Below are 5792 nucleotides of genomic sequence, written 5' to 3' on the forward strand. Positions count from 1 at the left end.
CCACCACCGTCGTTATTCACCGCCGAACCCCGCACCACCGCATGCACCACATCCCCCGCCGCCACCGCATCCGCCAACCGCCGCAACACCACGACACCCACGCCGCTGCCGCCGACGATGCCGCTCGCGTTGCGGTCGAAGGCGCGGCAGTGCCCGTCCGGGGACAGGCCGGTGCCCTCGCGGTAGACGTGGCCGACGTTCTCCGGGATCTTCACGCCGACGCCGCCGGCCAGCGCCATGTCGCACTCGCCCGCCAGCAGCGACTGGCACGCCTGGTGGATCGCCACCAACCCCGTCGAGCAGGCCGTCTGGATCGTCATCGCGGGGCCGTGCAGGTCCAGCTTGTACGCCACCCGGGTGGCCAGGAAGTCGTCGTTGGAGCTGATCATCATGGGCAGGTAGTCGAGGTAGAACGCCTGCGCCAGCGCGGGATTGCGCATGATGTTGTAGAGCGAGTACGTGTTCATGGACTGGCCGGCGTAGACGCCGATGCGGCCCGGGAACCGCGCCGGGTCGTACGCCGCGTCCTCCAACGCCTCCCACGCGCACTCCAGGAACAACCGGTGCTGCGGATCCGTCATCTCCGCCTCGTGCGCGTTGAAGCCGAAGAACTCGGCATCGAACAACTCCACGCCGTCCAACCGCGCCTTCGCCGGCACGTAGCTCGGGTGCGAGTACACCGACTCCGGCACGCCCGCCGCCGCCAACTCCTCCGGCGAGAAGAACGTCACCGACTCCACCCCGGCGCACAGGTTCCGCCAGAACTCCGCCACGTTGGACGCACCGGGGAAGCGGCCCGCCAGGCCGACCACCGCCAGGGCGTTCTCCAGTTCCTCGGGCAGTTCCTCGGTGGTGCCCGGGTTGGTCTCAGCGATTCGGGCCGGCGTCATGGGCTTCCCCTCTCGGTGGCTGGTGGATGGCCGGGCCGGTTCGTGGCCGGAGCCGGTGAGCGGACCGCCGTCGGCGGCCGTACTCCGCGTCGATGGCCGGTACGGGACCGGACGGAGCGGCGGCGGCCGGACCTGCCGCCGCGTCGAGGTACGTGGCCAGCCCGACGATGGTCGGGACCTCGAAGATGGTCAGCAGCGCCACGTCCACGCCGAACCGGTCGGCGAGGGTGCGCTGGAGTTCGACCGCGAGCAGCGAGTGCCCGCCCGCGTCGAAGAAGTTCTCGTGCGGGCCGCAGTCGCGGCCCAGCAGGTCGCGCCACACCTCGGCGACCCGGCGGGCGGTGGCCCCGAGCGGCGCGCCCGGCCCGGCGGCGCCGGCGGTCAGGTCTGTGCCGGGCGTCTGCGCCAGGGCCCGCCGGTCCACCTTGCCGTTGCTGTTCAGCGGCAGCGCCGGCAGCGCGACGTACCGGGCGGGGACCATGTACGCGGGCAGCGTGGCCGCGCACCACGACCGCAGTTCGGCGGCGTCCGGCGCGTCGTCGCCCCGGCCCACCAGGTAGGCCACCAGGTGCCGGCGCACCGGGTCGGCGCCCTCCAGCAGGACCGCCACGTCGGCGACCGACCGGTGCCGGCGCAGCGTCGCCTCGATCTCGCCCAGCTCGATGCGGTAGCCACGCAGCTTGACCTGGTTGTCGGTGCGGCCGAGGTACTGCACGATCCCGTCGGGGAGCAGCCGCACCACGTCCCCGGTCCGGTACAGGCGGGCGCCGGGCGGGCCGTACGGGTCGGGCACGAAGCGGGCGGCGGTGGCGGCCGGCGCGCCGAGGTAGCCGTGCGCCACCCCGGCGCCGCCGACGTGCAGCTCCCCCGGCACGCCGGGCGGCACCGGCTCGCCGGCGGCGTCCAGCACGTACAGCCGGGTGTTCGGGGTGGGGCGGCCGATCGGGACGGGCCGCTCGCCGCGCCGGACGCGGTGGCCGGCGGCCCACACCGTCGTCTCGGTGGGGCCGTACATGTTCCAGACCTCGGGGCACCGGTCGAGCAGCTGCTCGGCGAGTTCCGGGGTGAGGGCCTCGGCGGTGGAGACCGCCAGCCGCAGGTCGCCGCCCTCCCAGCCGGCGCCGACCAGCAGCCGCCAGGTGGAGGGCGTGCCGTCGAGCACGGTCACCCGGCGCTCCCGGACGAGCCGGCGCAGGCTGTCGCCCTGGCGGACGTCGTCCTCGGTGGCGAGGACCACGTGCGCGCCGACGGTGAGGGGGGCGAGCACCTCGTAGAGGGCGATGTCGAAGCAGATGGTGCTGACCGCGAGGACCACGTCCGTCGGCAGCAGGCCCGGGCAGGTCCGGACGCCGACCAGGAAGTCGACGACGGCCCGGTGCGGCACCAGCACGCCCTTCGGCCGCCCGGTCGAGCCGGACGTGTGCAGCAGGTAGGCCGGCGCGTCGGGGTCGACCGGGGGCAGCGGGGCGGTGGGCGCAGGGTCGCCGGCCGGGGCGTGCGGCGGGCACGTCCGCCGGCCGGGGAAGCGGTCGGCCCACTCGTCGGCGGTGACCACCAGCTCGGCGGCGGCGTCGTCCAGCAGGTCGGCGTGCCGCCCGGCCGGGTGGGCCGGGTCGAGCGGCAGGTACGCCGCCCCGCAGCGCAGCACCGCCAGCAGGGCCGCCACCAGGTCGGCGCCGCGGGGCAGGCAGACCCCGACCAGCCGGCCCGGGGCGGCGCCGGCGGCGCGCAGCCGGTGGGCCAGCCGTTCCGCCCGCTCGTCCAGCTCGCGGTAGGTGTGCGCCCGCCCGCCGCAGGTCAGCGCGACCGCGTCCGGGGTGCGGGCGGCCTGCGCCGTCACGAGGTCGGGCACGCAGGCGGTGGGCACCGGCACGGCGGTGTCGTTCCAGGCGACGGTGACCCGGTGGTGCTGCGCGGCGTCCAGCAGCGGCAGCCGGGCCACCGGCCGGTCGGGGTCGGCCACGGCGTGCCGCAGCGCGACGACGAACTGGTCGGCCAGCGCACGCACGGTGTCGGCGTCGAACAGGTCGGTGGCGTACTCGACGATGCAGAAGACCGCGTCGTCGCCGGTGCGGTGGGCGTAGAACGACAGGTCGAACTGGGAGTTGCCGCTGTGCTGCGGGATCGGCGTGACGACCAGCTCGCCGGTCCGGAACGGCCGCATCGGCTCGTCCTGCCAACTGAACAGGGTCTGGAAGACGGGGTGCCGGCTGAGGTCACGCACCGGGTGCAGCGCGTCGACCAGCATCTCGAACGGCACGTCCTGGTGGGCGAAGTCCGCCGACAGGTCGCCGCGCACCCGGTCGAGCAGCTGCCGCAGGGTCGGCTCCCCGTCGAGCCGCGTACGCAGGGCCAGGGTGTTGGCGAAGAAGCCGAACAGGTGCTCCAGCTCGGGTCGGGTGCGGTTCGCCACCGGCGTGCCGATGACCAGGTCCTGCTGGCCGGACCAGCGGGACAGCACCACCGCGAAGACGGCCAGGCCGAGCATGAACGGGCTGACCTGCTCGGCGCGGCTGAACCGTTGCAGGTCGGCGGCCAGGTCGGCGGGCAGGTCCAGGCGCAGGGTGGCGCCGCGGTGGGTCTGCACGGCCGGCCGGGGCCGGTCGGTGGGCAGGTCCAGCACCAGCGGCGCGCCGGCCAGCCGGTCCCGCCAGTACCCGAGCTGCCGCTCCAGGACCGGCCCGGTCAGGTACGCGCGCTGCCAGGCCGCGAAGTCGGGGTACTGCAACGGCAGGTGGGGCAGCCGCGGCTGCCGGCCCGCCAGCAGGGCCGCGTACCCCTCCGCCAGCTCCTGCGCGAGCACGCCGCCGGACCATCCGTCGGCGATGATGTGGTGCATCGTCACCAGCAGCACGTGCTCGTCCGCGGCGAGGCGGACCAGCAGGGTACGGATCAGCGGGCGGCGCAGGTCGAACGGCTCCCGGGCGCGGGCGGCGACGGTCTCGTCGAACCGCGCCGCGCGCCGGTCGTCGGGCACCGCCGTCAGGTCCAGCGTCTCGATCGGGGTGTCGTCGACCGGCTCGACCACCTGGACCGGCTCGTCGCCGTCGTCGTGGATGGTGGTGCGCAGCGCCTCGTGCCGGGTGCGGATCAGGCGTAGCGCGCGGTCCAGCGCCGCGACGTCGAGCGGGCCGGACAGGCGCAGCGTGATCGCCATGTTGTGCACACCGGCGTCCCGGCCCACCAGCCGGTCCAGGAACCACAGCCGGCGCTGCTGGAACGACAGCGGGGCGGGCCGGCCGGGGGGCCGGAGCGGGATCGAGGTGGCGGCGGCGCCGCGGGTCGCCGTCATCGCCCCGCCTCCGACGGGTCCGCCTCGCTCATCAGCCGTTCGGCGTCGGAGTCGGAGAGCCCTTCGAGCTCGGCGAGGAGCCGGTCCTGGAGCAGGTCGGCCTGCTGGGCGACGGTGCGCCGGGCGAAGGCCTCCGCGACGGTGATCGGGACCTGGAAGGTGTCCTGGAGGCGGGCGACCAGCCGGCCGGTGAGCAGCGAGTCCCCGCCCAGCAGCAGGAAGTCGTCGAAGACGCCGATCTCCCGGTAGCCGAGCAGTTCCCGCCACGCCTGCGCCACGGTCTCCTCGATCTCGGTGCGCGGTGGTTCGTACTCCGTGGGCAGGTCGGGCCGGTCGTGCTTCGGCCCGGCCGCCGCCGGCGCCTCGTGGGCGGCGGGCGTCGATCCGTTCAGCAGGCTGTAGCGGCGGCGCTCGAACGGGTAGGTCGGCAGGGGCACCCGGCGCCGCTGCTCGCCGGCAGCGAAGGCGGTCCAGTCGATCGCCGCCCCGGCCAGCCAGAGCCGGGCCAGCGCGCCGAGCAGCGTCTCGTTCTCGTCCTGGTCGGGGGCGGCGGGCAGGGAGGCCACGATGGAGGTGGTGGTCTCGGCGCCGGCCGCCCGGCTCATCGCCAGGGCCATCGTGCCGAGCGCGTGCCCCGGGCCCACCTCGAGGAACGCGGCGTCCGGCAGGGCGGCGGCGGCGCGCAGGTTGTCGCCGAAGCGGACGGTGGCCCGCAGGTGGCGCACCCAGTAGCCGGGGTCGGTGGCGTCGGCGGCGGTGAGCCAGGTGCCGGTGACGTTGGACCCGACCCGCGCCTGCGGGGGCCGCAGCGTGACCGTGGCCATGTGCGCCGCGAACTCGGCCAGCAGCGGGTCCAGCATCCGGGTGTGCGCGGCCTGGCGTACCCGGACCAGCTTGGCGCGGACCCCGTCGGCGTCCAGCGCCGCCCGGGCCGCCTCGACGGCGGCGGCCGGGCCGGAGAGCACGGTCTGTTCGGGTCCGTTGACGGCCGCGACGTCGAGGTCGTCGCCGGCGTACCGGGCGGCGTCGGACTCGGCGAGGTTGACGGCGAGCATGGCGCCGTGGGGCAGCCGGTCGATAAGCTGGCCGCGCAGGGCCACGGTGTCGATGGCGTCGGCGAGGTCGAAGACGCCGGCCAGGCTGGCGGCCACGTACTCGCCGCTGCTGTGCCCGAGCATGGCCTCGGGGCGCACGCCCCACGACTGCCAGAGCATGGCCAGCGCGTACTCCACCGCAAACAGCGCGGTCAGCCGGCCCGCCGTGGTGTCGAGGATCTCCGCCGCGCGGGGGTCGCCGTCGGGGGCGAGCACCGCCTCGCGCAGGTCGTAGCCGAGCCGGGGTACGGCCAGGTCGGCGCAGCGGTCGAGGTGCTCGGCGAAGACCGGCTCGGCGGCGTGCAACTGGCGGCCCATGCCGACGTACTGGCTGCCGCCGCCGGGAAAGAGGAACACCAGGGCGGGTGGGAGGTCGCCGGCCCGGCCGGTCAGCAGCCGCTCGGGGTCCGCCCCGGAGAGGGCCGCCGCGGCCTGGGTGGCGTCGCGGCAGACCACCGCCCGCCGCCGCTCGAAATGCCGACGACCCACCTGCAACGTGTACGCCACATCCGCCAA

General features: G+C 75.3%; 3 protein-coding genes. All 3 read right to left on the reverse strand.

Annotation, left to right across the window (positions count from 1 at the left end):
* The coding region (locus ACFY23_RS31685) for a polyketide synthase (protein WP_350686921.1) at positions 1 to 890 on the reverse strand (890 nt) is incomplete at its 3' end.
* Positions 868 to 4182: an amino acid adenylation domain-containing protein gene (locus ACFY23_RS31690; RefSeq protein WP_350686920.1), complete on the reverse strand. Its 3315-nt coding sequence runs from the start codon at positions 4180 to 4182 to the stop codon at positions 868 to 870. The genes ACFY23_RS31685 and ACFY23_RS31690, both read right to left, overlap by 23 nt.
* Positions 4179 to 5792, reverse strand: a 1614-nt coding sequence (locus tag ACFY23_RS31695; protein WP_350686918.1) for an acyltransferase domain-containing protein, incomplete at its 5' end; no start/stop codon positions are given. The genes ACFY23_RS31690 and ACFY23_RS31695, both read right to left, overlap by 4 nt.

This window comes from Micromonospora sp. NPDC000121, assembly GCF_042899165.1.
GTDB lineage: Bacteria > Actinomycetota > Actinomycetes > Mycobacteriales > Micromonosporaceae > Micromonospora.